Annotated in this window: 18 protein-coding genes; 7 read left to right on the plus strand and 11 right to left on the minus strand. The window is 70.4% G+C overall.

Features of this window, described 5'->3' with window-relative positions; genetic code table 11:
• The first annotated feature begins 319 nt into the window (after window positions 1-319).
• Window positions 320-1,711, plus strand: coding sequence for a M28 family metallopeptidase (locus GTY96_RS10530; RefSeq protein WP_143900969.1), 1,392 nt, complete (start codon window positions 320-322; stop codon window positions 1,709-1,711).
• Window positions 1,712-1,782: 71 nt separating this feature from the next.
• On the opposite strand, the gene GTY96_RS10535 is transcribed toward GTY96_RS10530, so the two are convergent.
• The gene (locus tag GTY96_RS10535) at window positions 1,783-2,664 is read right to left on the minus strand and encodes a fatty acid desaturase family protein (protein ID WP_143900971.1); all 882 of its coding nucleotides are present in this window, start codon (window positions 2,662-2,664) and stop codon (window positions 1,783-1,785) included.
• Window positions 2,665-2,954: 290 nt separating this feature from the next.
• On the opposite strand from GTY96_RS10535, the gene GTY96_RS10540 reads away from it, so the two are divergent.
• From GTY96_RS10540 to GTY96_RS10550, 3 genes are all read left to right on the plus strand, one after another.
• A complete protein-coding gene (locus GTY96_RS10540; protein ID WP_143900973.1) occupies window positions 2,955-3,617 on the plus strand; it encodes a TenA family transcriptional regulator in 663 nt (220 codons plus the stop codon).
• A 173-nt stretch (window positions 3,618-3,790) separates the two neighbouring features.
• Window positions 3,791-4,417 (plus strand): DUF47 domain-containing protein, encoded by a 627-nt coding sequence (locus tag GTY96_RS10545; protein ID WP_143900975.1) that lies wholly within the window; start codon window positions 3,791-3,793, stop codon window positions 4,415-4,417.
• Window position 4,418: 1 nt separating this feature from the next.
• Window positions 4,419-5,444, plus strand: a complete 1,026-nt coding sequence (locus GTY96_RS10550; RefSeq protein ID WP_143900977.1) for an inorganic phosphate transporter — start codon at window positions 4,419-4,421, stop codon at window positions 5,442-5,444.
• A gap of 68 nt (window positions 5,445-5,512) precedes the next feature.
• Here the strand turns inward: GTY96_RS10550 and GTY96_RS10555 are convergent, their stop codons facing one another.
• Complete coding sequence (locus GTY96_RS10555; protein ID WP_143900979.1) at window positions 5,513-7,300, minus strand: hypothetical protein; 1,788 nt, start codon at window positions 7,298-7,300, stop codon at window positions 5,513-5,515.
• A gap of 219 nt (window positions 7,301-7,519) precedes the next feature.
• Between GTY96_RS10555 and GTY96_RS10560 the strand changes: the two genes are divergently transcribed.
• Window positions 7,520-8,935 carry a B12-binding domain-containing radical SAM protein gene (locus GTY96_RS10560; RefSeq protein WP_161664637.1) on the plus strand — a complete coding sequence of 472 codons (1,416 nt, stop codon included), beginning with the start codon at window positions 7,520-7,522 and terminating at the stop codon, window positions 8,933-8,935.
• On the opposite strand, the gene GTY96_RS10565 is transcribed toward GTY96_RS10560, so the two are convergent.
• From GTY96_RS10565 to GTY96_RS10580, 4 genes are all read right to left on the minus strand, one after another.
• On the minus strand, window positions 8,913-9,743 hold the full coding sequence (locus GTY96_RS10565; RefSeq protein ID WP_143900983.1) for an acyl-CoA desaturase: 831 nt from the start codon (window positions 9,741-9,743) through the stop codon (window positions 8,913-8,915). The two genes, GTY96_RS10560 and GTY96_RS10565, sit on opposite strands and share 23 nt — an antisense overlap.
• Window positions 9,744-9,814: 71 nt before the next feature.
• Complete coding sequence (locus GTY96_RS10570) at window positions 9,815-14,107, minus strand: AAA family ATPase (RefSeq protein WP_161664638.1); 4,293 nt, start codon at window positions 14,105-14,107, stop codon at window positions 9,815-9,817.
• 16 nt (window positions 14,108-14,123) lie between these two features.
• Window positions 14,124-14,525, minus strand: a complete 402-nt coding sequence (locus GTY96_RS10575) for a hypothetical protein (RefSeq protein WP_143900987.1) — start codon at window positions 14,523-14,525, stop codon at window positions 14,124-14,126.
• A gap of 139 nt (window positions 14,526-14,664) precedes the next feature.
• On the minus strand, window positions 14,665-15,195 hold the full coding sequence (locus GTY96_RS10580; protein ID WP_143900989.1) for an SLOG cluster 4 domain-containing protein: 531 nt from the start codon (window positions 15,193-15,195) through the stop codon (window positions 14,665-14,667).
• A 243-nt stretch (window positions 15,196-15,438) separates the two neighbouring features.
• Here GTY96_RS10580 and GTY96_RS10585 point away from each other — a divergent pair, with 243 nt between their 5' ends.
• Both GTY96_RS10585 and GTY96_RS10590 read left to right on the plus strand, forming a co-directional pair.
• Complete coding sequence (locus tag GTY96_RS10585) at window positions 15,439-15,744, plus strand: hypothetical protein (RefSeq protein WP_143900990.1); 306 nt, start codon at window positions 15,439-15,441, stop codon at window positions 15,742-15,744.
• 128 nt (window positions 15,745-15,872) lie between these two features.
• Window positions 15,873-16,265 carry a hypothetical protein gene (locus GTY96_RS10590; protein WP_161664639.1) on the plus strand — a complete coding sequence of 131 codons (393 nt, stop codon included), beginning with the start codon at window positions 15,873-15,875 and terminating at the stop codon, window positions 16,263-16,265.
• Window positions 16,266-16,331: 66 nt separating this feature from the next.
• Here the strand turns inward: GTY96_RS10590 and GTY96_RS10595 are convergent, their stop codons facing one another.
• From GTY96_RS10595 to GTY96_RS10615, 5 genes are all read right to left on the minus strand, one after another.
• Window positions 16,332-19,571 carry a serine/threonine-protein kinase gene (locus GTY96_RS10595; RefSeq protein WP_143900992.1) on the minus strand — a complete coding sequence of 1,080 codons (3,240 nt, stop codon included), beginning with the start codon at window positions 19,569-19,571 and terminating at the stop codon, window positions 16,332-16,334.
• A gap of 4 nt (window positions 19,572-19,575) precedes the next feature.
• Window positions 19,576-20,403 (minus strand): hypothetical protein, encoded by an 828-nt coding sequence (locus GTY96_RS10600; protein ID WP_255442089.1) that lies wholly within the window; start codon window positions 20,401-20,403, stop codon window positions 19,576-19,578.
• Between the two features lie 26 nt (window positions 20,404-20,429).
• Window positions 20,430-23,051 carry a TonB-dependent receptor plug domain-containing protein gene (locus tag GTY96_RS10605; protein ID WP_161664640.1) on the minus strand — a complete coding sequence of 874 codons (2,622 nt, stop codon included), beginning with the start codon at window positions 23,049-23,051 and terminating at the stop codon, window positions 20,430-20,432.
• 235 nt (window positions 23,052-23,286) lie between these two features.
• The gene (locus GTY96_RS10610) at window positions 23,287-24,204 is read right to left on the minus strand and encodes a PhnD/SsuA/transferrin family substrate-binding protein (RefSeq protein WP_186001877.1); all 918 of its coding nucleotides are present in this window, start codon (window positions 24,202-24,204) and stop codon (window positions 23,287-23,289) included.
• Window positions 24,201-26,714: a tetratricopeptide repeat protein gene (locus GTY96_RS10615; RefSeq protein WP_161664641.1), complete on the minus strand. Its 2,514-nt coding sequence runs from the start codon at window positions 26,712-26,714 to the stop codon at window positions 24,201-24,203. The genes GTY96_RS10610 and GTY96_RS10615 overlap by 4 nt, the downstream gene beginning before the upstream one ends.
• Between the last annotated feature and the right edge of the window lie 3 nt (window positions 26,715-26,717).

Below are 26,717 nucleotides of genomic sequence, written 5' to 3' on the forward strand. Positions count from 1 at the left end.
CTACCTCGTCATGGGGTGAACTGCACGCCTCCCCATTGCACCCCTTGAGCCAACACACCGGACGCGTCTGTCTTCACTCTTGCCATTCATTGAATGAGAAAACAGGAGTAGCGACATGAGTCACATGAAACACTGTATTTGTAGCAAGGCGAGTCACAGCGGCCGCCAAGACGGCCCGGCGGGATCCGGCGCGCCCCCTTTGAAACCTGGATTCACTGAATGAACTGATAACGCACGGAATCGCGCCGCGGCGCACAACTTCTGACCGGCTCCGTCGGATAATCTCAGGAAGCGCGTTTCCTCCCCCGGACTCCCCACCATGGCCACGAAGATCAACGACAGCTCGCGCCCCCTCACCTCCGTGTCGCGGTTGAACTCGCAGGACGCGCGGAGCACGGACGCGAAGTCGAAGAACCGTCCCCTCGCGTTCAAGGACGGCTTCGAGTCCTCCGGCACGCGCCCCTCCCTGCCCCGGCTGCCCGCGCCGCCCCCGGTGCTGTCGCTGCCCGCGCCCTGCACTCCGGCGCCCACGACGCCGGTGCCGGAGACGCCCGCCGAGCCGCCCGTGTCGGTCGACTCGGATCCGATGACGCACATCGAGTACCTGGCCTCCGACGCGCTGAAGGGCCGTGACAGCCCCTCCGAGGGCCTGGACGCGGCGAGCGCCTACGTGCAGGCGCACGCGGAGAAGTACGGCCTCGTGGGGCCCAACTCGAACAACCCGGCGAACCCCTTCCAGCAGAAGTTCAACGTCTACTCCTGGCTGGGGCCGAACACGGCCGGCGAGGCGAACGGCGCGGCCCACGGCGAGCACAAGCAGTTCGGCCACAAGATGTTCCAGGAGGGGTTCTACCTGGACGAGAAGATGCCCAAGGACACGCTGAAGCTGCTCAACAAGCAGTACGAGAGCACGATGAAGGCGGCGGGCCAGCCGCTGGCCCCGGCGCGGTCCGGGAAGCAGCGCAGCGTGGAGGAGCTCAAGCAGGTGGCCACGGCGACGGGACAGGCCGTGAACACGATGGCGATGCTGCCCGGCACCGGCCCCCACAAGGACGAGGTCATCGTGGTGATGGCCCACCTGGACCACGTGGGCGTGGACCGCAAGGGCAACCCGTTCAACGGCGCGGACGACAACGCGTCAGGCAGCGCGGTGCTGATGGCGGCGGTGCCGGAGCTGGCGGAGGCCGCGAAGAACGGCAAGCTGGACCGCTCCGTGCTCTTCATCTGGACGGGCGCGGAGGAGAAGGGGCTGGTGGGCTCGCAGTACTTCGTGGACCACCCCATCCCCGGGCTGGAGATGAAGGACATCGCCGGCGTCATCAACACGGACATGGTGGGCCGCTGGGATGATCAGCGCCTGTCCGTCGTGGACACCAACACCAAGGGCCAGCCCAACTACTTCCGGGACGTGGTGGACCAGGCGAACCAGCAGATGGCGGACCCGTTCGACCGCATCAACCGGGACATCAACGTGTACCGCGACCGCCAGGACGGCGCGTCGTTCGGGCGCAAGGGCGAGGACGTGCTCTTCCTCTTCGAGGGCCTGTCCAACCCCGAGGGCGGCGGCGATCTCATCCCCGAGTACCACCGGCAGGATGACGACATCGAGAAGATCATCGAGGACAACGGCGGCAACAAGCCCCGCCGCGTGAAGGACCTCCTGGTGAACGTCATCAACCTGGCGGCGAACCGCGTCCCCGCAGAGAAGTGATGGGACGGGGGGGCGGAGCGCCCCCCCTCTTTTTCCGCCGGACGACGGCGCTCCGCGGGGGGCCCTCGGCCTCAGGCCGCCAGCTTCTCCCCCGTCGCCGCGGGCGCCGCGGCGATGGCGTCCAGTTCGTGCTGGCTGAGCACCACCTTCGCTTCGGAGCCGCGCCAGACGAACGGGATGCCCGGCTGACGGTAGAGGTGCGCGGGGATCTCCCGCGCGAGCTGGGCGTGCAGCTCCGGCAGCTTGGACCAGTGCAGCCCGTGCCGCGTGTGATGCGCGGTGTGGTAGCCCAGGTTGCCGGTCATCAGGTTGTAGCCGCGGTGGAGGATGTTGTACGAGGCCTCCGAGTGCAGCTCGGTGTTCAGGTCCACGTGGTGGAAGAAGGTCGCCCACACCGTGACGAACAGCGACGCCACCATGGGCAGCAGGAACACGAAGAGCGCGTTGTAGGGGTTCACCCAGAACAGCCCCGCCAACAGGACGACCTGCAGCACGCCCATCGCGATGAACACCCGCAGCGCCTTGGGGTGCTGCTGGCGCCCCACTTCGAACGCCCGCGGATACGCGGTCAGCATGGTGCTGAGCGAGTACTCCAGCTCGCCCATGGTCGTGCCGTCATCGCGCTTCCAGCGCGACTCGTCCTTCGTCTGGTCCAGGTAGTTGCGGTGGTGACCCAGCACGTGGTGGAGGAACCACGCCTGCGACGTCACGCCCGTCTGGAAACCGAAGATGATCTCCAGGAGGCGGTTGGGCAGCGCGTGCCGGAACATCGACAGGTGCTGGTGGTGGTGGTTCCACGAGCAGATCCATCCCTTGGGGATGATGCCCAGGCCGAACCACAACACCGGCACCCACCAGCTGCTCGCCGTGAGGAACACCGTCACGTCGAGCGCGAACACGCACGTGAACAACAGGACCGGGATGCGATCTTCGGGATGCCGGAACAGGGTCATGCGCCTTCCGCGACAAGAGGGATCAGGGAACAAATGCTGATTTTCCAACTGTAGGACGTGAAGCCCCGCCTGGAACAGGCCCGCCCAGGCGGACATGCCCCACGTCGCCCGCTCGCCCCTTCTCCCACACACCCGCCGTGGGGGCCCCCTCTGGAACGGGCAGGTTCCACAATGGCGGTAAACAACGTAGTCGCATTGAACTTGTATTTCTACTATTTCAAGAATCACAGTCCTGAATTGTGATAAACGCCGACCCAGCCCTTTCTGGCAGCACAGGCCCTGGAGGCGTCATGCGGAACCAGACCATCGAGGCGGCGCTCGCGAAGAACCCCCACCGTGAGCAGCTCATCAAGCACCGGTTCTTCGAAGTGGTGGATGAGAAGGCCTTCAGCCGCGAGCAGGCGGAGATGGTGCTGGGCCAGTGGTGGCACCCGCTGCACTACTTCCCCAACTTCCTGGGCAAGCTGCTCGCCGTCTGCCCGCAGATCGAGATGAAGACGGCGGTGTCGCACATCCTCAACCAGGAGGTGGGCGAAGGGGATCCGGAGCGCGCGCACGAGCGCTTCTTCATCACGACGATGACGGACGCGGGCTTCACGAAGGCGGGCGTGTCCGAAGCGGACATGGCGCCCGCCACGCGCCGGCTGCTCGACGGCTACCAGCGCTCCACGGACAACCACCTCACGGGCCTGGGCTTCCTCTACGGCACGGAGGTGGCGGACCTCACCATGGTGGCGAAGCTGGGCAAGCTGGTGCGCCGCACCACGGGCCTCAAGTCCCTGCCCTGGGTGGACATCCACGTGAAGCAGGAGCCGGACCACGTGGAGACGGCCGGCCACACCATGGGGCTCGAGTACACCGACGCGGAGCTGGCCACCATCACCCGGGGCGCGGAGGAGATGTGGCAGCTGTGGGTGGGATTCTTCGAGGAGCTGCGCAACCGCGTCGTCTGAGCCGCCGCCGCGTCACGCTCCAACCTCCTGGAATTCGTGCGATTTCGCACGCGGCACTGGCGAATCTCTCCAGGTAGGGTACTCACTCGCGCGCCACGGGAGTGCCACACCTCGCGCCTCTCCTCCTCCCGCGGCGGACCTCGCCTGGCCCTCCAGGCGCCGAGGGAGAATCCATGCTCGAAAAGCTGATGCCGAAGTCGGACGAGTTCTTCGACGACTTCGACGCGCAATGCGCAAGGACCGTCGAGGGAGCCCAGCTCCTGCACGACCTGTTGAGCGACTACCGGGACGTGCCCGCGCGCGTCCAGGCGCTCAAGGACGTGGAGCACAAGGGTGACGACGTCACCCACGCGGCCTTCAACCGGCTCCACCAGCAGTTCATCACCCCCTTCGACCGCGGGCAGATCCACTCGCTGCTGTCGCGCATCGACGACGTGCTGGACCTGACCAACGCGGCGGCGGCGCGCCTGCTGTACTACGAGATCGACAGCACCCGGGCGGACGCCACGGAGCTGGCGCGGCTCCTGGTGCTGTCCACGCGCAAGGTGCAGGAGGTGGTGGCCGCCCTGCGCCTCATCAAGAAGCCGGAGCAGATCCTGGCGGGCTGCAAGGAGATCAAGCACCTGGAGTCGCAGGCGGACGAGGTGCTGCGCGCGGGCATGGGCCGGCTGTTCAAGAGCGGCGTGGACACCCTGACCATCATCAAGTGGAAGGAGATCTACGACCTCATCGAGACGGCGACCGACAAGTGCCAGGGTGTCGCCAACGTCATCGAAGGCGTCGTGCTGGAGCACTCCTGAGATGCTGCTCGCCGCGGTCGTCCTCATCGTCATCGTCGCGCTCGTCTTCGACTTCATCAACGGCTTCCACGACGCCGCGAACTCCATCGCCACGGTCGTCTCCACGCGCGTGCTGTCGCCCAACCTCGCGGTGGCCTGGGCGGCGTTCTTCAACTTCGTGGCTGCGTTCGCCGGCGGCGTTCACGTCGCCAACACCATGGGCAAGGGCATCATCAACTTCGACATGCTCCGCGCGGCCGGCCCCACCGCGGTGTTGATGGTCATCTTCTCCTCGCTCATCGGGGCCATCTCCTGGAACCTGCTCACTTGGTGGTGGGGGCTGCCCTCGTCGTCGTCGCACGCGCTGGCGGGCGGGATGATTGGCGCCACGCTGCCGGTGCTGGGCTTCCAGGGCCTGGTGGGCTCCGGCATCGCGCGCATCGCGGCGTTCATCGTGCTGTCGCCGCTCATCGGCATGGTGCTGGGCATCGGGATGATGGTGGCCAGCACGTGGGCGGTGCGCCGTCAGACGCCCCTGCGCGTGGACACCTGGTTCCGCAGGCTCCAGCTGGTGTCGTCCGCCATCTTCTCCTTCAGCCACGGCACCAACGACGCGCAGAAGGTGATGGGCATCATCGCCGTGGTGCTCTTCGGCACCATCTGGCGCGACCGGCCCTTCCACATCGACTGGTGGATGATCATCTCCTGCCACGCCGCCATCGCGATGGGCACCTTCTTCGGCGGCTGGCGCATCATCCGCACCATGGGCCACAGCCTCACGAAGCTGGCGCCCATTGGCGGCTTCTGCGCGGAGACGGGCGGCGGCGTCACCATCATCGCGCTGGCGGAGCTGGGCATCCCCGTGTCCACCACCCACACCATCACCGGCGCCATCGTCGGCGTGGGGTCCACGCGCGGCTGGCGCGCGGTGAAGTGGGGCACCGCGGGACGCATCATCTGGGCGTGGGTGTTCACCATCCCCGCCGCCGCGCTGGTGTCCGTCATCGTCTACGGCATCACGCTGGCCATCGTCCAGATGGTGGGCTGAGCGCAAGAGCAGCGTCCCCCCACCCAGGGCGGGCCCCTTCGCGGGGGTCCGCCCTTCGTGTCTTTGGACTAATCCACGACGCGGGCGTTGGTCAGCGACGGCGGCCCGCCCAGCGCGGGCGGCGTCCAGGGGATCACCTTGCGGTTGCGCCACTCGACGAACTTGAGCGACGGGTCCTCCAGCGGCACGTCGAAGGTGAAGGAGATGCGCGTGGGGCCCTCCGCGTCCGCCTCCTCGATGCGCGCCTTCATGCCCTTCATGTCGAACTCATCCCCCTGCTTCACCGGGTAGTTCACGCCGCGGTAGATGCGCTCCTCCAGGATGTTGAGGTAGTGCTTCCCGTCCGTCAGCGACAGCTCCAGCGAGTTGGGGCCGGTGCGCGTCACCTTCTGCTCCTCCGACTTGTAGGACAGCACCCACCAGTTCTTCGGCAGGGGCCGGCCCGAGGACCACCACTGCACGGAGCCGTAGATGCCCACCGTGCCGCTGGGGGCGTTGAGCACCACCAGGCGCTGGTTCGGGAACTGCTCCAGGTCCAGGGCCTCCGCGTAGCGCAGGTTCACGCGCTTGAACAACGCGTCCACCTGCGAATAGAAGCCCGAGGTCTGCCACCAGACGTACGGCGCGCCCACGACGTGCAGGAGCGCCATCACCGCCGCGCCCGCCAGCACCGCGCCCGCCCGGGGCTTCAGCGCGCGGCCGCGCCACGCGCAGCGCAGCACCACCGCCAGCGCCACCGCCATGCCCAGGCTGGGCACGATGAGCGTGCGGGCGCCCGCCAGCGGCGAGCTGCCCAGCCACGTGGACAGGAACGAGCCCGTCAGCAGCCACTTCAGCGTCTTGCGCTCCGCCGGCTCCACCTGCGGCCACACGCCCCACAGGAGCAGCCCGAAGAACACCAGGCCCGCCGCGCCCAGCAGCTGGAAGGTGGGCACATAGGACGGGTCCAGGATGTAGTCGTTGGGCGCGCTGAGCGTCAGCCCCGCGATGGCGGCGGGCACGCGCGCGAACATCCCCATGAACCACTGCACCGGCGCCCCGTACGGATCCAGGTGCGTGTCCTGCCTCGCCGCGCCGTAGCCCAGCGCCTTGTACATGACGAGGAAGGCGGTCATCAGCGCGCCAAACGGGATGAGCGCCTTGAGCCGGTCGGACGGCTTGCCCGGACCCGCGAAGGCCTCATAGGCGAGGACGTAGGGGATCATGATGAGCACCGTCTCCGCGCCCGCCAGGCCCAGCGCGAAGGCGATGAGCGACCCCACCAGCGCGCCCTTGCGCTGGCGCTCGCGCCACTCCATGTGCAGCCAGAGGCCCAGCACCCCGAAGAGCATGGACACCAGCAGCACGCGGTAGGACAGCCAGCCCACCACCGCGCTGTGGGAGCCGTTGACGGCGAAGAGGAACAGCGCCAGCCCGGCCAGCCCCGTGGGCAGCAGCCGCCGGAACAGCACGCCCACCAGCATCACCAGGCCCACGTACCAGAGCAGCGAGTGCACGTGATACGCGACGGCGACGCGGTTGTAGAGCAGGTGATCCAGGCCGAACAGCGCGCTGCCCAGCGGCCGGAAGAAGGCCAGCTTCACCCCGGGCTCCACCCACCACGGGAAGATGCCCGCATGGGACATCTGCGCGGTGTGCTCCGCGACGCCCGTGGCCGTGCGGTACACGTCGAAGTGCGTGTTCGCCAGCGGCGCTGGCTGCGGCAGGTTGTCCCAGACGCCCAGCCAGACATAGTCGTCGAACATCCAGCCCGTGTTCAGCGTCAGCAGGCTGAGCGCCGCCGCGGCGACGACTGAAATCCAGAAATAGCGTCGAAACGGCCAACCACCGGAGGATGGCGGAGGAGAGGTATCCATGTTTCAAAGATCTATCAGCAGCGCCCCCCGACGAGATAGGTCCTGCCGGGTCGTCCGCTGACACCGGAAACACGCGGAGTGCGTCGCGGCCCGCGGAGATCCTTTGCCACTGCCCGGACTCCGGGTGATTCTCGGCGAACGGAGGGGGCCGCGGTCCGGCAGAGGCAACCGCGAACGGGCGCGGGGCGTTCCTTCCGTGCCCTCGTCCGGAGCGCACGCATGCGCATCGCCATCATCGCCACGTACACCCATCCGACCCGCCTGCGGATCAAGGAACCCTCCATCATGCAGTCCTCCGTGCCGGAGCTGATCGCCGGCCTGTGCCCGGAGCACGCGCAGGTGGAGATCTTCAACGAGAAGGAGGCCGACCTGCCGTTGGACAGGCACTGGGACCTGGTCTTCTTCTCGTACCTGCACTCGTACTACGAGCACACCAAGGTGCTCTCCACCCTCTTCCGTCAGCGCGGCATGACGACGGTGGCGGGCGGGCGGCACGCCAGCCACTTCCCCGACGACGCGGCCCTCTATTTCGACGCGGTCATCACCGGCGAGCCCGAATCCAACGTGCCCGCGCTCATCGCCGACTTCGAGAAGGGCGAGCTGAAGCCGCGCTACAGCCTGCCGTCGCAGGGCGCCGCGGCCATCCGCCCGTACCGCTACGAGCTCATCGACTTCACGCACAACAAGGTGCGCCTGCCGGGCATCGAGGCGTCGCGAGGCTGCCCCTTCACCTGCAACTTCTGCGTGCTCACCGGCCACGAGCGCTACCGCTTCCGCCCCATCCCCGAGGTCATCGACGAGATCCAGACGCGCATGCGCTGGAACCCGAACTTCCTGGGGCTGATGGATGACGCCTTCGTCTTCCTGGACAACAACCTGGGCGGCTCCCCCAAGTACCTGCGCGCGCTTTGCGAAGCGCTCATCCCCTTGAAGAAGACCTGGGGCTGCGCCCTCACCTTCAACGTGCTCAAGGATGAAGCGCTGGTGAAGCTGATGGCGAAGGCGGGCTGCCGCTACGTCTACACCGGCCTGGAGTCCCTCAACCCGGACTCCATCAAGGCGATGAACAAGGGGCAGAACAAGCTGTCGGAGGTGGACGCCGTCATCCGCCGCGTCTTCTCCGCCGGCATCCTGCTGTCCTTCGGGCTCATCGTCGGCTCGGACGGCGACACCAACGAATACCTGCACCGGCTGCCGGAGTACCTGGCGGACCTGAAGTACTTCTCCGTCACCTTCCTGGGCATCGTGTGCCCGTATCCGGAGACGCCCTTCTTTCGCGAGCTCCAGGCGGACAACCGGCTGCTGCCGGGCACCACCAGCCGCGACTATGACGGCTACACGCTGTGCCACCGGCCCAAGCAGCTCCACGGGTCGGAGGTGGTGGAGCACTTCCGCCGGCTGTGTCACACGCTGGGGAGCCTGCCCAACATCGCGCGGCACTACGCGTCCAAGCTGATGATGAGCGACCTGCCCCGCTACAAGCAGACCATCCTCTTCTCCGGGCCGGAGATCATCAGCATCCGCAACCCGGTGAAGAACCCGGCGCGCCGCTACATCGCGGGCCTGGACGCCATCGAGGAGTGGGACGTGAAGCAGATGGCCGCGCTGGGCCTCAAGCCCCAGCTTCTGACCTGAGCCGGGACGGCAGGCGCACGTCCCACGCCAGCCCCACGGCCTGGAGCGCGCGGATGAAGAGCCAGCCTGGATCCCACTGCCACCACACCCAGCCATGCCGCGCGGACGCGGGGAAGGCGTGGTGGTTGTTGTGCCAGCCCTCGCCCAGCGCGAGGACGCTCACCCACCACACGTTCCGGCTCTGGTCGCGCGTGTCGTGGACGCGCGAGCCGAACGCGGCGTGGCACACGGAGTTCACCGCGTAGGTGCTCTGCATCCAGCACACCACCGGCAGGAAGAAGTACGCGGGCACCGCGCGCCAGCCGAACGTCAGCCCCACCGCGAGCACCGCCAGCACCTGCGGCGCGATCCGGTAGCGCAGGAGCCAGTGGTAGTAGCCGTCCTGCGCCATGTCGCGGCACCAGGTGCGCCAGCCGTCCTCCTCCGTGGAGGCCTCGTTGAGGATCCACCCCATGTGCGCGTACCAGAAGCCGCGCACGGGCGAATGCACGTCGCCCTCCATGTCCGCCTTCGCGTGATGCAGCCGGTGGTTGGCGGCCCACAGCAGCGGGCTGCCCTGGGCCGTCAGCATGGCCACCGTCACCAGCGCGTACTCCACCCAGCGGGGGCAGGCGAAGGCCCGGTGGCAGAGGAGCCGGTGCAGCCCCACCGTGGTGCCCAGCCCGATGGACACGTACACCCCCAGCGCCACCGGCAGCGCGTACGGAGGCCACGGGAGGAAGAAGGCCAGCGCGGCCAGCGCATGCACCACGAGCATGTAGCCGACGATGACGGGACTGAACCGGAAGCGGAGCGGAGCGGTGGTCATGGCCTGGTGCGGAGTCGAAGGGGAGGCACGCAGCGTAGGGGCCGGGCCTGACGGCGCGGGGGGATGCACGGTCACCCCCCCCGCGCGGCGCGGAGCGGCGGGAGCGCCGCGGTGCCGGGCAGCAGGGCCTGCATCGCGGCCTGGAAGCGGTCCATGCGGCGCAGCTCCGCGTGGGCCTCCACCTGCGTGAAGATGGCCCGGGCGCGGGCCAGGAACGCGTCCCGCCGGTGCGGCAGCGCCACCGCCGCGTCGAAGTAGGCCACGCCCGTCTCCCAGCGGTTGGGGCTCTTCTCCAGGACGGCGATGGCCTCCAGGAACACCGGCTCCGCGGCCCTCGGGCCCTTGCGCAGGGCCAGGGCGCGCGCCGTCACGCGCAGCGCCGGGCCCTTGAGGTACGGGTACAGCCGGGCGATCACGCGCGCCTTGAGGCAGGCCAGCCGCACGATGCGCAGCAGCTTCTTGCGCGACACCACCGTGGCGCCCTCCTCCAGCGCGAAGAGGGCCGCCTCCGCCGCGTCCACCAGCCCCACCTGGAGGAAGGGCACCAGCACCTGGTAGCTCCAGATGCTCTTGAAGCAGCGCACCGCGACGAGCGCCGCCTCCTCCACCTGGTGCTCGCGCACGGTGACGTTGGCCAGGTGGTTGAGGCTCGCGCACTGGTTGGCCAGGTCCGCCACCTCCATGCTGATGCGCAGGCCCTGCTCCATCTCCGCGCACAGCTCGCCGACGTCGCCTTCGCCCAGCAGGTAGCGGCACATGGGCGCCCACGAGTGCGCCCAGCCCTGGTGCATCAGCGCGTTGAGCTCCAGGCCAATGGTCCCCATCTGCTCGTAGAGCGACTCCGCCGTCCGGAAGCGCGAGTGGAGGAACTCCCCTGTCGCCTGCATCATCAGGGACGTCTGGCGCTCCCAGCGCTCGCCCACCTGGCGCAGCGTGGAGACGGCCTCCTCCTGGAACTCCCGCGCGCGCTCCAGCTCGTTGGCGAAGAAGGCCTGGATGCCCAGGCGGCTGAGCGCGAGCCCCTCCGCCACGGGGTCGCGGGAGCGCAGTGCGTAGGTGAGCGCCCGCTCGCAGTGCAGCCGCGCGCGCTTGAGCAACCCCGCGCCGAACAGCAGCGTGCCGTAATAGCCGCTGGCGAGGCTCATGGCGTAGTCGCTGCGCGAGCGCTCCGCCATGTTGGTGGACACCAGCGTCGCCCAGGTGAGCTTGGTGATGTCCGCGAAGTAGTAGATGCGGATGAGCGAGTTGAGCGTGGACAGCTGCTGGAGGTAGTTGCCCAGCCGCGACGCGGGCAGCGGCCGCAGCACGAACGGCATCAGCGTGGCCAGCCCCCGGAGGAGCAGGTTGCCCAGCGTCCGCGCGCCCAGCGCGGCCAGGTTCCCGGGGAGGCTGCGGCCTCGGAGGACCAGCGACTGCTCCAGGTGCTGCGTGGCCAGCGCGGACTCGCCCTTCTCCTGGTGCGCGCGGCCCAGGCCCAGGTGCAGCTCCGCCTGCTGCGGCACCTCCTCCTCGTCCACCAGGCACTGCTCGAACATCAGGATGGCGTTGGCGTAGTGGCCCGCCTGGAGCAGCGTCTCCGCCAGCTCCTGCATCACCCGGCGCGTCTTCAGCAGCATCGCCTCCGGGTCCACCGGCACGACGGTGCCCAGGAGCTCCAACCCCCGGTTGTAGTGGTAGAGGGCGTCGTCGTTGGCGTACTGCGCCCGCGCGCTGCGGGCCGCCATCAGCGTGTACTCCAGGCCCTTGTCCTCCACGTTGCCCGCGAGGAAGTGGAACGCGAGCAGACCCGCGGAGCCCGCGAGGTTGTCGCTCGCGCGGGCCTCCAGGTAGCGCGCGAGCCGGCGGTGCAGGTCCTCGCGCGCCGACACCAGCAGCGTGTTGTAGGCCACGTCGCGGATGACGATGTGCTTGAAGAGGCAGGTGTAGGGCTCCTCCGCCTCCAGGAGGGTGAGGCCCAGGCGCCGGAGCGTGTCCATGGCCTCGCGGAGCCTCGGGCCGGCCAGGGAGGGCACCAGCGCCGCCACCGCGTCCAGCGTGAAGATGCGCCCGATGACGGACGCCACCTTCACCACCAGCTTCTCCGTCTCGCTCAGCAGGTCGATGCGCGACAGCACCACGTCCTGGATGGAGTCCGGGAGCAGCAGGTCCTGCAGGCCGCGCTTCACCTCCATCCGCGACGCGCCGGGCTCCACCGGTCCCAGGTAGCCCTGCTCCGCCAGGCCCTCCACGATGGACTCGATGAAGAACGGGTTGCCCTGCACCTTCGCGAGCAGCCGCTCCTCCAGCGCCACGTCCGGCGGCGACAAGCGCAGGTGCACGCGCAGGAGCGCTCGCGTGTCCTCGTCGTCCAGGCTGCTCAGGTCCACCGGACAGTACTCGGGCGTGTCGCGCAGCCCCTTGAGCTGGTCGCCCGGGCGCATCGTCGCCAGCACCATGATGCGGTGCGACCCCACGCGCGCCGCGAGGTGCTGGAGCAGGTCCAACGAGATGTAGTCCGCCCAGTGCAGGTCCTCGAAGAAGAGCAGCAGCGGCTGCGCGTGGCTGAGCTTCTCCAGGAGCTGGAAGACGATCTGGAACACCTTCTGCTGCTTGCGCCTCGCGTCCATCCCCGCCGTGACGGACGTCTCCTCCAGGGACATGCCCAGGATGCCCGCGACCACGGGCATCCACTCCGGCCCCACGTCCTCCAGGCCGTCCAGCCCCTGCCGCAGGCGCGTCAGCTGCGCCTCCGTGTCATCCGAGTCGTGCAGCCCGAAGGCCTGGAGCAGCACTTCCTTCCAGGGGAAGAAGGGGGTGAACATCTCGTAGGAGTAGCAGACGCCGTACAGCGCCCGCGCGCCGCCCTCCTCCGCGTCCTCCAGGACGCGCGCGCCCAGCCGTGACTTGCCGATGCCGGCCTCGCCGGACACCACGCACACGCGGCCCTGGCCGGTGAACGACGCGTTCAGCGCCTCATGCAGCACGTTCAGCTCACGGCTGCGGCCGATGATGTCGCCCCGGCCCTTGATGAAGAGGCCGCGGCGCGTCTCCCCCAGCAGCCGGTACACCGGCACCGTGCGCGAGACGCCCTTGAGCTTCGCGTCCTCCACGAACTCGGTGGCGAAGCCGCCCTGCAGCGAGCGGGCCTGGGTGTTGGCGCACAGGTGCACGCCGCTCTGGCGTCCGCCGTGCGTCATCAAGCGCGCGGCCATGTTCACGACCTCGCCCAGCGCCGAGTACCCCTTGCGCGTCGGGGAGCCCATGTCCCCGCAGTAGGCGTGGCCGGTGGCGATGCCGATCTGCAGCTCGTCCAGGAACGGGAACGACTCCCGGGCCTTGAGCAGCTTGCAGGCCAGCCGGCACGCCAGCACCTCCTTGTTCTGCTGGGCGGTGGGCGCGCCGAACAGGACGTAGAGCACGTTGCCCTTGTCCGTGAAGTCCGTCATCAGCAGCACGCCGCCGTGGTGGGCGCTCTCGCGCTGGACGAACTCGTAGTAGGCGTTGAGGTCGCGGGTGAACGCGCCGGGGTCGTGGTCCGACGTCGCATGCGTGAAGCGCACGAAGAAGCAGGTGACGTCGCGGAAGTCTCCGGTGAACTCCTGGTGCGCGGTGGTGATCTTCGTGAAGAGCACCGGGTGCAGCAGGAGCGCGCACCGGCCCACCAGCTCCGCCCCTCCCGTGGGCGGCGGCAGCGGGCGCTTGACGGAGTCCACCGGCGCGTCGAGCGCCAGCCGGTGGTTGCCGCCCTCGCGGGGCTCCCCCCTTCGCGCGGCTTCCGGCAACACGTCCCACGCACGGGGGCTGAGCACCACCTCCGACACCGTGGCCTGCTTCTCCGCGCCCACCGCCTGCGCCAGCGGCTCGCCCACGAGCGCCGGGTGCATCCACAGGCCGGTGCTCCCCATCACGATGCGGGTGGACTCACCAAAGCCGATGCCGATGCGCGACGACACGCCGAAGCGCTGACCCAACAGCTCCAGCCGCGCGAAGCGCGCGAGCCGCCGCTGCACGCCCAGCGCGCACACCGCCGCGCGCTGCACGACGTCTGCGTCCGCCTCGCCGGGCGCGGCCTCGAAGCACGCGAGGATGGAGTCTCCGGCGAACTGGTAGATGTCCCCGCCGTGGTCGCGGACCACGTCGATCATCTCCGTGTAGTAGTTCGTGAGCAGCCGCTGGAGCGCGTCGATGCCTCGCGGACCCGCGCCGCTCAGCCCCACCACGATGGGCGTGAAGCCCGCGATGTCCAGCAGCAGGATGGCGCCCCGCACGGCTTCCGCGTGCGGCAGCGAATCCGCCTCATGGCTCCCGAGCCGCGCGAGGATGGCCGCCGGCATGTAGGGCGCCAGCGCCGCGACCACCGGATCAATGGGCTGCGTGGAGGACATCCCCAGGGCCTTCCGCTCAGGACAGCGTGGCGTAGCGAAGGTACAGGGCCCCCACGCACACCAGGCCGTAGAGGGGAATCTCCGCCGTCTCCGTCCAGGGCTGCTGCTTCATCACCGCGCCCCAGATGTGCACCGCCGTCATCAGCCCGCCAATCAGGCCGATGAGCTCGAAGATGACCAGGTGGCTCTTGGGGTCCGGAATGAACCGCACCACCGCGATGATGACGGACAGCGCCAGGCCCCCCAGGCAGCGCGCGAAGTAGACCGTCAGGTCGTTGTTGCCCGTGGGCAGCTCCCACCCGAACCAGCGCGCCCACCGCAGTGGGACGAACAGCAACGGCAGTGCGTAGACGATCAGGAACAGCGACGTGGAGAGCGCGAGGAACCAGCTGGCCAGCGGATAGTCGGGGTTGATCATGGTGGCGAACGTGGCAGGGGCCTGGCGTCCGCGATGCCGGGCGCACCCTGCCCCACGTGTCCATCCTAGAATCTTTTCCCACCCCGTGGGGTACCTTCCCCCCACCCACCAAGGCCGGTGGGTCGCCTGCCCCGGCCGGCTACCGGGTGGCGGCCAGGAGGAACTCCGTCACCCGCTCCAGGGAGGTGGTGCGCTCGGCCTCCGCCGGGAAGCGCCGGAACAGCTCCGGTGGCCCATGGAGGATGAGCGGCTTGCCATAGCGCAGCGCCAGCACGGCCTCCGCCGCGGTGCCCGCGCCCCCGGGCAGCGCCACCAGGGCGTGCGGGGTCAGCACGTTGATGTGGTTGCGGCTCATGGGGTCCGTGCCCTGCTCCCCGCTGAGCGGCAGGTGGGTGTAGATGGGGATTTCGATGTCCGTGTTCGGATAGCCGGGCCGGGGCTGGTAGCGGCCGTCCGTCCCCACGGTGCCGGGGATGATGCCGATGGCCGCCCCCCGCCGCCCCTCCACCTGGACGAAGGCCTCCGCGGCCGCGCTCATCACACCGCCCCCCGCCCCGGTGAGCAGGTCGAAGCCCGCCTCGGCGATCCACCGCGCCAGGGGGACGACCCACTCCGCGTGGGCCTCCGCCCCCGAGCCGAAGACTCCGATGATGCGGCGGTGTCTGCGCATGACTGCATCCTCCCCAGGAGCCCCGAGCTGCGTGAGCCCCTGTTCCATGCGAATCCGTTGCCAACGCCGCAAGGGCTCACGGACCGCCGTGCGGCCTCCCTCCCGTCCACCCGTGGAAGGTGCGCGGGGCGAGCGTCCGACACCCGTCGCTTCCCCCCGCCTGGAGCGCCAGACGCCCTCACCCAACCTGGGATGTCGGACCCCTCCTCTACCTTCGTTCACGAATGAGCCCGGAGACTGCCCATGTTCGACGCCTGTGGAGGTTGTGAGCGCCGTGGTACCGCCGGTGAGGTGTTCGACTGGTGCGCGCACTGCGAATTGTCCCTGTGCCCCCTCTGCCTCGGACGGGGCTGCTGCGGAAGCACCCCCGCGGAGTCCGGACGGGGCGCGCCCCGGGAGCTGCCCGAGCCCCCCGAGCACGCGTGCGAACCCCTGCCGGAGCACTTCGGCGGACGCTGCTGCACGCACGCGCGCGCGGTGGCGTGCTCCTGCGCCTTCCACTGGGTCTGCGTGCGCCACGGCGACGTGCACGTGGGGACGCACGACTGACATCCGGTCAGTGCCCGGGTGACGTGAAGCATCAACCCCAGGCGGGGCGTTGACACATGGGGGGCCTGTCCACGACGGTTTCAGCCCGTCGGGCACTCCTGCCCGGACGCATCGCGGAGCAAGACACCATGGGACTCGCCGAACGGAAGGAAATGGCGGCGTTCAAGAGGGATTCCTTCGAGCCGAAGGTGCAGGAGCTGAGGCAGGCCGCGGGCGGCGCGGACATCCAGGCCACGCTCGACGAGGCCAGCTTCACCACGGTGGCCGCCATCCAGATGATCTCCAACGGCATCTTCGACCGGCTCATCGACGACATGAAGTCCGTCTGCGACGACGACATCGGCAAGGAGGCCGTCCGGGACGGCATCAAGACGGTGCACATCCTCCACAAGGACGACGCCGGCTACACGCTGGAGCTGGGGGGCGGCACCTTCACCATCCGCGCGAAGGTGGACGGCTCGCTGGGCGACGACCTGCCCGGGTACGGCGCCTACAAGGACTTCCTGCTGAAGAAGCTGTAGGCCGCGCCGACAGGCCGGTGGGACGCCCGAGCTGGCCACCGCCAGCCCGGGATCATCCGCTCCAGCTCAGGGCACGTCCAACGCGACGCCCTGGCCCGGGACGGCCATCACCCAGCGGACGAGGTCAGGCTTGCCGCCGCAGGTGACGCGCACCTCGAACTCACGCCCCGCGGGCATGGGACTGGCGAGCGGCGTCTGCCCCTGGAGCACCTGGGAGCCCAGCGCGACGCGGCACCCCTGGGCGCCGGTGACGCTGAGCGTGCCCCGGGCATCCGCCTGGGGCGCGGCATCCGCGAGCGTGCGCAGGTCGATGTGCTCGGCCTTCGCCACCTTGCCAAAGCGGTGCAGCTTGCCGTCCACGGCGGTGGAGACGAGCCAGCCGCCCGGATCCTCGGGCAGGGCGTGCTTGCCCTCCAGCAGCACGCCGGACACGTAGACGCGCTCACCCTCCTGGGCGTTGCGGACCTCCATGCCTCCCTTGGGCAACAGGAAGGCCAGCGCGAGCCCCGCGAGCACCAGTCCGCCTCCGCCCACCCACAGCCCCTTGCGCTGACCGGACGTCAGGCCCTTGCCTGGCGCGGGGTGCCCGCCCGCGCTGGGAGCAACGGGCGCGGGCGGCGGCACGGCATGCACCGGGGCCGGAGGTGGGGCCACGCGCTCTCCCGAGGCACGCGCATGCGTGGGCACGGGAGTGGAGCCAATGGGCGGCAAGGAGGCCGTGTGCGGAGGAGGCGGCGGCGCGGAGACCTGCGGCGCGGCGGCGACGGGAGGAGGCGGCGGGACCGCGGTCATCGGCGCCACGCTGGGCACGGAGACCGAGGGCCGCGCGGGCGGCTGCGGAGGAGGCCCCACGCGCGTGGGCACGTTGGCGGAAGCGGCCGGGCGCACCGCCGTCGGTGACGGCAACGGCGACACGGGCGGCGGCGCGGCAGGGCGCGAAGGACGGGGCGCGGGAGCGGCCATCACGGGCGGCGCGGCGGGAGGGCGCGGCGGTTCGGAGGCGACGGAGACGACCTCGGTGCCCCGCTCGGCGGGCTCGGGCGCGGCGGCGACGGGCGGCGGCTCCATCCGCGGCATGCTGCCGGAGCCCCCGCGCACGGGAGGCCGGGACAGGTCCGACGGAGCCCGCATGTCGCTGCCAGAACCGGAGCCCGTGCCCAGGTTGCGCGAGTGCGAACCCGTGCCCGGCATCAGCGCCCGGGGGTTGGAGCCCGTCCCCGAGCCGGCGATGGAGGACGGCGCGTACTCGGAGAGCCGGTCCCCCAGCGCCTCCTTGAAGAACTGCGCCACCGACGCGGGCGACGAGGACAGCCGGTGGTGCGCGATGACCGCTTCGATCTCCTCGCGCATCGCCGCCGCGGAGGGCGTGCGGCGCGCCGGGTCCTTCACCAGCGCGCGCAGGATGAGGTCGGACACGTCCTGCGGGATGTGCGGCTTGAGCTGCGAGGGCACCGGCGCGGGCTCGCGCACGATGGCCGCGAGCGTGGCCGCGTCATGGTCCCGGCGGAACGGCAGCTGCCCGGTGAGCAGTTCGAAGAGCACCACGCCCAGCGCGAACACGTCGTTGCGCCAGTCCAGCGGGCGGCCGCTGGCGGCCTCCGGGGAGAGGTACGAAATCTTCCCCTTGATGACGCCCGCCTGCGTCTGCTCCTCGCCCTGCACCTTGGCGATGCCGAAGTCCGACAGCTTGATGGCGCCGTCGAGCGACACGAGCACGTTGTGGGGGCTGACGTCGCGGTGGACCACCGGGTGCGCGGTGCCGGACGGGTCCACGTAGCTGTGCGCGTAGTGCAGGCCCGCCGCGACCTCCGCCACGATGCGCAGCGCGTGCTCCAGCGGCAGCGCCATGCCCTTGCGGCGCAGCTCCGTGATCAGGCGCTTGAGGTCCGGGCCGCGCACGTACTCCATCAGGATGTACGCCACGCCGTCCGTCACGCCCACGTCGAAGGTCTGGACGATGTTGGGGTGCGTGAGGCGCGCGTTCGCGCGGGCCTCCGCGAAGAGCATGTCGACGAACTCGGGGTTCTCCGCGAACTGCGCGAGGATCTTCTTCATCACCACGAACTTCTCGAAGCCCTTCACGCCCTGCTGCTTGGCGAGGAACACCTCCGCCATGCCGCCCTGCCCCAGCCGGCGGATGATCTGCAGCCGGGCGCTGCCGCCGTGCACGTCCGTGGGCGACGTGCCGCGGGCCCCGGGGTCCGCGTTGGTGGAGCCGAAGAGGTACTGGCTGAGCGCGCGCTGCTCCAGCGCCTCGATGTCGTCGAGCGGCTTCTCGGTGAGCGGCGTGCGCGCCAGCAGGCCCTGGAACTGCGCCAGCGCCGGGGCCCGCGCGGTGCCGCCGCAGACGGGGCACACGCGGTCCATGGTGCCCTTGGCGCGCAGCACCTCCAGGTATTCGGAGGTCTGGATGCGCTGGTGGGTGACCTGGCCGCAGTTGCGGCAGTCGCACGGCAGCCACAGCGTGGCCAGCTTCGCCGGCAGCGGCTTGGAGGACTTCGCCAGCACGCCCAGCATCGGCGGGGGCACGCGGCAGAGCACCACCTGCGCGCCCTGCGCCGCCACCTCCAGCACTTGTTCGATGCGCGGCAGGGCCTCCGGCTCCACCGTGCTCACGTGACAGCAGTCGAACGCGACGCGCCCCTCCAGGCCGGACGCGAGCCGGCGCACGTTGAGGTCGCCCTTCAGCGTGCTGGCCAGGGTGATGAAGGTGATGTCGTCCTGGATGATCTTCAGGTGCGAGGAGAGCTCGGACGGCTCCGACGGACTGCTGGCGCGCAGGTAGCGCAGCACGGCCGGGTCCACCGCGGAGAACTGCTGGCGGCGGGCGAAGTCGAAGAACTCCGTGGGCTCGTCCGCGAACTCCAGGGGCTGCGCGCACACGGGGCACTGGTGCGGCGGGGCGCCGCCCTGCTCCAGGATCTTCGCCTCCTCCACCAGCCGGACCAGCCGCAGCCGGTCCTCCTTGCAGAAGCGGCAGGTGTAGGGCGCCAGCAGGGAGAGCACGCGCGCGACGCCCGCGAAGCCCTCCACCATGTTGAGCTGATCCACCACCACCGGCGGCGCGTTGACGACGTACAGGGCCGACACGCCCTGCGGCGGGTGGCCCACGAACTCAATCCACCGGCGGACGCCGAAGGAGCTGATCCGCTCCACCAGGCCCAGGTCCACCACCACCAGCCCCGACATCCCCTTGGAGGCGGGGGAGAGGGGGAAGGTCTCGTCGATCACTCCGGCCACGCGCACGTGGGTCAGACTGCCCACGCGCAGGGGGGTGATGCTGGCATTGGAAGTTTGGCTTTCCACCCGCCTACCCTCGTTCCAGACAGAACAGCAGCGACTTGGGCTGCGCGGCCCGGCGGCGTGTATCCCCCAGGTCCACCCCACAAGCGAATTGCGTCCGCTTTCCCGGGGTCACCCGCACCGCCACTGCGTCGCTGTGCTCCAGGATGCGCCGCAGACCCAGGCCCGCGCCACCGCCAGAAGCATCCACCTGCGCCTTCTCACCCCACGCCTTCACCACCCGCACCAGCGGTGACACCGTCAGCCGGCCGAAGCGGTCCGTCGCCTCCAGCCACGCGCGGCCCTCCGCCACCGCCCAGGACACCAGGCAGCGATCTTCCTCGGCCACCGCCTGCACCTGTCCCCGCCGGTGGGCGTACTTCGGCTGCCCCTCGGCGTCCACCGGGGCGTCGAGGAGCGCGTTCACGCCAATCTCATGGACGACATCCGCCACCCGGCTGGCCGCGCCCTTGGAGGCCCCCGTCCGCAGGACCTCCTCCGCGGCGCGCTCGCCCGCGGCCGTCACCTCCGCCACGCTGCCCAGCCAGGCCACGGACGTGGCGGCCTCCCGCGGAATCAGGGGCTCGCCGCGCAACAGCGAGCTCAAGAGCCGCGCCTCCCAGCCGGACGGCTGCCCCGCCTCGCCGCGAGTGGCCAGGAGCAGGGCCGGGGGCCGCTGCTCCAACATCGCCGCGTGCGCGGCCGTCAGCCGCCCGTCGAAGAGCACCAGTCGCGGCGCCGCGTCGTCACCCCGCCCCAGCAACAGGCCATCCCGGGCGAGCACCCCGGAGGCCTTTTCCAGCGCCTCCGGCGTGAGGGTCGTATCCGGCGTCAACTTCAGGGGAGCATCCTTCACGGCGGCGACGGTATCCAAACAGCGCCCTAATAATGGAGTCGAACTTCTGTGAAGACGCCCAGCGGCGGAGCGGGGAAGCCGTGGGACTCCTCGTACTTCGCGTTGAACAGGTTCGTGCCCAGCAGGGACACCGCCACCCGTTCGTGGACGTTGAAGCCCACGCGCGCCGTCGCGGTGATGTAGCTGGGCAGCTTCACGCGGGTGGTGGTGCCCGCGTTCTCGTCCACCACGAAGCCGGGGTCGAAGCGCGGGCCCACGAACAGGCCGTAGAGCTCCACGAAGGCGAACTTCCCGATGTTGGTGCGGCCGCGCAGGTAGACGCGGTGGCTGGGCGCGTAGTCCAGCGGGTAGCTGGCCCCGCCGCCCACGGGCAGCGCCTGGGCATCCAGGAACTGGTAGGCCACGTCGAAGGACGAGTTGAGGGACGGCACCTGCGCCGCCGCCTCCGCCTCGAAGCCCGCCACGCGCGCGTCGCCCAGGTTGCGGAACTGGGACGTGGAGCCGAAGACGAGCTCCTGATTGATGAAGTTGCGGGCGCGGTTGTAGAAGCCCGTGCCCGTCAGGCGCACCCGGCGGTCGAACGGCCAGAAGTCCACCGCCGCCTCCACCGTGTCCAGCGTCTCCGCGCGCAGCGACGGGTTGCCCAGCAGCGTCGCGGCGTACATCTGCTGGTTGATGGCGAGCTCCGCCAGCGTGGGCGCGCGGAAGGCGCGGCCGTAGTTGGTGCGCAGCGTGAGCAGCTCCGGGATGGCGTGGAACACGACGCTGGCGCGCGGGGAGATCTGATCCGTGCGCGCCTCCCAGACCTTTTCGGGGATCTGGTAGTTGTCGTAGCGGGCGCCCGCGCCCACCACCAGCCGGTCCGTGGCGCGGAACTCCGCGTCCACGAAGCCGCCCAGGATGGTCTGCTTCGTGTCATCCAGGGTCAGGCCCGGGAGCACGTTCTGGTTGTTCACCTGGTCGGCCTTCACGTCGCCGCCCACGGTGACGGACAGCCGGTCCAGGGAGAAGAGCGCGCGCGCCTCGCCGCCCAGCCGGCTGCGCTTGCCCAGCGTGTCCTCCAGCGCGCCCGTGATTTCATTCTCCAGCGTCACGTTGCGGCGCTTGAAGAACGCATAGCCCTGGGCGAACACGCGCACGTTGTCCGTCACCTGCTGATCCAGCTGCACGGCGGCGTTCAGGTTCTGGACGTGCTCGTTGTCCTGCGCGGTGTAGTGGCAGCGACCGCAGTTGCCCACGGTGGAGATGTTCTGCCCACCGGGCCGGCCGATGTTGCCGTCGGTGAAGTCCGCGTCCAGCGCGAGGGGACCCACGCGGACCTTGCCGTTCACCTGGTGCACCAGCGAGTCCTCGTTGGTGTCCGTCTGGTTGAGCTGCGGGTTGTTGAAGAGCTGCGGGCCGTCCGAGCCGTAGCCGTAGTAGCCGAGCAGCGCCTCCACGGGGCCACCGCGGCCGGCGACGTTGGTCTGCAGGCGCCACGTCTTGTCCTGGCCGGCGAGGATGCGCGCGTCGGCGCCCACGTTCTGGCCCTTGGCGATGAGATCGCCCGGCTGGCGCTCGATGATGTTGATGACGCCGCTGAAGGCGTTGGAGCCGTAGAGCGACGAACCCGGGCCGCGGATGACCTCCACCTGCTTGAGGTTGGTCAGCGGCGTCGTCTCATCCGCGTAGAACTGGCCCGTCCAGGGATCCGTCAGCGGACGGCCATCCTTGAGCAGCAGGAGGCGGTTGGACAGGTAGTTGGAGCCCAGGCCGCGCGCGCTCACCGCCGCCTTGCGCATGGAGCCCCGGCGGCACTCCATGCCGGGGAAGTACTGGATGGCCTCGCAGAGCGAGAACTGGCCGGTGCCCTCCAGCTCCTCCGCCGGAATCCAGGACACCGTGAGGGGCACGTCGGAGATGCGCTGGCTGCGCTTGGAGGCCGTGGTGACCATGGCCTCGCTCAGCGCCTGGTTGACGGTCTTCTCGAAGTCGTCGCCGTTGCCCAGCGCATCCGGGCCATCCAGGCCGGAGAGGCTGGAGGGCGGCGGCATCGCGCGGTCCGACGCGGGCTCCGTGAAGGGCGCGCGGTCCGGGACGTTCTCGTTCATCCGCGGCTGCGAGCCCGACAGCACCGCGCCAGCGCCCAGGTGCTGCGCGGGCGGCGGGTTGGCCGGCACATCCGACGTCAGCGGGCCGTCGTAGGGAGACGGCGACGCGACGGGCGTCCCCGGCGAGGCGACGGGCATCGGATCCGCCACCGACGGGCCCGGGCCGGGCGCGGCCACCGGGGCCGGCTGCTCCACGGGCGGCGTGGCGACGAACGGCTCCTCCGTGGGAGATGGCGCGGCGTCCGGCTCCACGGGCGGCGGAGGCGTCTTCGCCCCCCTGCGCGTCTTCGCCGTGCGCGCGGGTTTCGTCCCCGGCGCGGCGCTCTTCGCCGCTGGCGTGGCGCTCTTCGCCGCTGGCGTGGCGGGCGCGGCACGCTTGCGCGTGGCCTTCGTCCGCGTCTTGGGAGCCGGCTCCTGGGCCTCCTGGGCCTGGGCACGTTCCACCGTGAACAGCGACAGGGCGCACAGCACCAACGTCAGACGCGCGAACGCGCCCGGCCGTCCTGCAAGCCCCTTCACCGCGAAGCTTCGCGGCCCACCGTACTCAGTCGAGTCCATCGTTCTCTATTCCACGAGGGGAAGCAGGGATGTCCGCGGTCCTTGCGCCAGGATCCAGAGCCGGTGCGACTGGCAATCGTCCACAGGGGCGTGTTTCCACCCCTGAACGGTGGCGTTCCGCTCGACTTCTCAAATTACCGCAATAACTGGTCTAAGGCCAAGTCATGGCTGTCGATCCCAGCAAATCGCGCGCGCGGCATCGCAAGGCCGCGCGCGGATCAGCCGCGCCACGCCGTCAGTCGTCGGGCTGTTCGGCGGAGACGGCCAGGTCGTCCGCGAACGGCGGCAGCGCGGGACCCAGCGAATCCGACTGCACCAGCGCGGGCGTCTCCACCCGCAGGTCGGGGGCGTCCGCGAAGACGGGCAGCCGGCGCGGAGGACCCTGGGTGACGAGCTTGCGGAAGTCGTCGAATTCACGGCCCTGGATGCGGGCGAAGGCGTCGAACGGGGCCACCGCCCCCACTTCGGGCAGGGACTGGGCCAGCGCGCTCCCCCCGCCCTTCAAGTCCACCAGCACCGCGCTCGGCACCCGGGCGCTGCGGAAGAGCACGCGCTGGTCCTTGGGGACGTGCGCCACGGGAACGAGCGCGGCCTCCGCGCCCTTCGCCTCCAGCATCTTCACCGCCGACTCCACGTTGGGCACCGGCACCAGCTTGAAATGACGCTGCGCGTCCAGGTCTCCGCCCAGGACGACGTGGGAGACGAACTTGGGATCCGCGGGGCCCGCGCCCTTGACGAGCGCCATGCGCTTGCCGGCGAGGTCCTTCACGGTGCCCTTCTGGGTGGAGATGATGGCCCAGCGCTGCTGCGTCTCACCGGCGTGCGGCGCGTACGCCACGGGGTCCGCCTTGGCGCCCAGCTGCACGGCGGCCCAGGCGTCCACCACGGCGAAGTCGATCTGCCCCTCGCCCACCGCCTTGGAGAAGTCCTCGTAGCGGCCGAAGCTGCGGGCGGCGACGGGGCGCCCCAGGGCGGCCTCCAGCTTCTGGGCCAGCGCCTCCGCGTACTGGAAGCGCTCCTGGCCGTCCGACAGCGTGGTGGCGAGGAACACGCCCAGCGTCGCCTTCTTGGGCGCCGCGGACGCGGGGAGTGCGACGAACAGCACGGCGGCGAGCAGGAGGCTCCACCGCGCGACAAGGGATGGCGTCTTCACGGTGTCTCCTCCGCGACCCCGGAGGCCTGACCGACGCCCTGCGCGTCGCCCAGCCCGTAGAGGCCCTGCAGGCGGTCCTTCCATTCCCGAACCTGGGCGGCGCGGGGGCCCACGCCCGAGGCCAGGTAGCGGCGCCAGGCGTCCACGGCCTCGGCGGGTTCGTGGCGGCGGTCCTGCGCGTCGATGCCAAGGTTGAGCGCGGCGATGGGGACGGCCGTCTCCAGGCGCTTCCACGCCGTCAGCGCCGCCGCCGTCTCGCCCTGGCGCCAGTCCACGCAGGCCAGGTTGTGCTGCACGAGCGCGTCGTCGGGCGTGGCGGCCAGCGCGGCCTTCAGCGCCTTCTCCGACGCCTTCATGTTGCCGGAGGCGTACGCGAGCGCCGCCTCGCGCCGGAGCAGCGCGCCGGTGAGGTTGCCCATCCAGCGGGGCTGCCCGGGCATGGGCTTCTTCTGGGCGGTGGTGAGCAGCTTGCGCGAGGGCGCCACCTTCCCCTGGCGGTACAGCACCCACGCGTCCGCGAGCGGGCGCGTGTTGGGCCACGCCCACTCCGGGGTCGGCGTGAGCGCGCGCTTGGTGCCGGCGGTGGCGTCCGCGAACTTGCCCTCCTCCGCGCGCGTGAGCGCCCGGGCGAAGGTGGCCAGCTTCGCCAGGTCCGCGCGCTTGCCGGTGCCCAGGCGGTCCACCGCGTCCAGGTCCCGGTTCGCCGAGGCCGCGTCGCCGACCTCCAGCTTCGCCAGGGCCCGGCGCACCAGCACGCGCGGCAGGTTCGCCTCCGCCACCTTCGCCGCCGTCTTGGAGGGCCCCGCGTCCGTCAGCCGCTGCACGGCGGCGTCCACCTGGCCCAGCTCCACCTCCGCGAGCGCGGCACCCGCGGAGGCCTCCGCGCGCTGATCCGGCTCCTGCGTGGCCTCACCGGACTGGGTGAAGGCGGCGAGCGCGGCCTGCGCGTCCCCGCCGCCCAGCCGGGCGTAGCCCAGGAGCAGGTGCTCGCGCCAGGTCGCGCCCGGCAGCGTCACCGCGCCCTCCATCACCTTGCGAGCCTCCGCGAACTGGTGGCTGTCCAGGAGCGCCGCGCCCAGCCGGCGGGCCATGGCCACGGAGCGATCCAGGTCGTACGCGCGGCGCAGGTCGCGCACGGCGTCGTCCAGGCGCTGCGTGCCCGCGCGGTCGCGCGCGCGGTGCGCCAGCGCTCGGGCCAGCCACTGGCTCGCGCCGGGGTGGCCGGGTTCGACCTGGAGCGCGCTGCTGTAGTCCTCGATGGCCTGGTCCCACTGGCCGGTGGCGAAGTGGTCCGCCCCCAGCAGCATCCAGCCCAGCGCCTGGCGCGGCGCCATCTCCACCACGCGCCGGTGCACCTCCACCGCGCGCTGATAGCGGCCGGCGCGGCGGTTGACGGAGCCCAGCGTCGCCCACAGCTCCAGGCTGCCTCCGCCCGACTTCACCGCCGCCTCCAGGAACTGGATGGCCTCCTCGTGGCGGGCCTGCGCCTGGAGCGCCTTGCCCACGGCGATCTGCCCCATCAACAGGCCCGGCTGCAGCTCCAGCACCTTGCGGAACTCGGCCTCGGCCTGCGCGGGCTGCTTCTGCGCGAGCCGCACGTCGCCCAGCAAGAGGTGCGCGGCGGGCGTGGCGCCCAGGTTCACCAGCGCCAGCGCCTGGGCCTCCGCGCGGGGCACGTCCCCCGCGGACAGGTACAGCCGCGCGAGGCGCTCCTTCGGCTCCGCCACCTGCGGGAACTTCGTCACCAGCCGCTCCAGCAGCGTGCGGGCCTCCGGGACGCGGCCCTCCAGCTCCAGCACCGCGGCGAGGCCGATCTGCGCGGTGGCGGACTCCGCCCTCCCCGCCTGGGCCTTCTCGAACGCGGCGCGCGCGGCGGGCGCGTCCCGGCGCAGCAGGTGCGCCTTGCCCAGCAGCTCGAGGATCTGGAAGTCATTGCCCGCGAGCTTCTCCGGGCGCAGCGACAGGTAGCGCTGGAGCCGCGCCACCGCGCGGTTCCCGTCCTGCACGTACAGGTAATAGCTGGCCAGGTAGTAGTGGACGATGAGGTGGTCCGGCTGATCCGCGGCGGCCACCTGCTCCAGGAGCGGCACGGCCTCCTGGAAGCGGCGCAGCTTGAAGTACGCCGTGCCCAGCGGGTACGCGAGCGACAGCTCCGCGCGGTTGCGCTCGAACACCGGCTGGAGGCGCGCGGCCGTGCGCTGGAAGTCCTGGAGCGCGTTGGCGGCGCTGCCCAGGCCCGCGGCGGCCGTGATGGACTGCGGCTCCTGCGTGAGGGCCTGCTCGAAGAGCTGGAGCGCCTTCTTGAACTTCTCCTCCGCCTCCTTCTTGTCGCCCTTGGACGCGGCGGCGTTGGCGGACACGAGCGCCTGCTCTCCCTGCTCCGTCATGCGCTGGGCTTCGGTGGCGGGCGGCGGGCGGAACTGGGCGAGCGCCGTCGGCGGGCCGGCCAGGGTGGCCAGCAGGACGAGCGCGGTGGAGACGCGGCGCGGGGGACGGTGGAATGGACGCATGCG

Origin of the sequence: Corallococcus silvisoli (genome assembly GCF_009909145.1) — a bacterium.
In the GTDB taxonomy this organism is placed as follows: domain Bacteria; phylum Myxococcota; class Myxococcia; order Myxococcales; family Myxococcaceae; genus Corallococcus; species Corallococcus silvisoli.